At 66.7% G+C, this 261-nt stretch carries 1 protein-coding gene; it reads left to right on the top strand.

Features of this window, described 5'->3' with window-relative positions:
- A partial coding sequence (locus tag ACFIKI_RS08630) for an ATP-binding cassette domain-containing protein (protein ID WP_375666812.1) occupies positions 1–261 on the top strand: 261 nt, incomplete at both ends.

Below are 261 nucleotides of genomic sequence, written 5' to 3'. Positions count from 1 at the left end.
ACAGTTTCCCGGCCTGCTTGCCCGCTATCCCCACGAATTCTCGGGAGGCCAGCGCCAGCGCATCGCCATTGCACGCGCCCTGGTGCTGGAGCCCGAGGTGCTGGTGCTCGACGAGCCCACCAGCGCGCTGGATGTGACCATTCAGCAGCAGGTGCTGGGCCTGCTGCAGCGGCTGCAGCGCGAGCGGGGCCTGGCCTATCTGCTGATCACGCATGACGTGGACGTGATCCGCGCCATGGCCCATGACGTGGTGGTCATGAA

It is taken from the genome of Bartonella sp. TT121SHDZB (genome assembly GCF_042193415.1).
Classification (GTDB): domain Bacteria; phylum Pseudomonadota; class Alphaproteobacteria; order Rhizobiales; family Rhizobiaceae; genus Bartonella.
The sequence above is the reverse complement of the archived record's forward strand: the minus strand, read 5'-3'. Positions and strand labels throughout refer to the sequence as shown.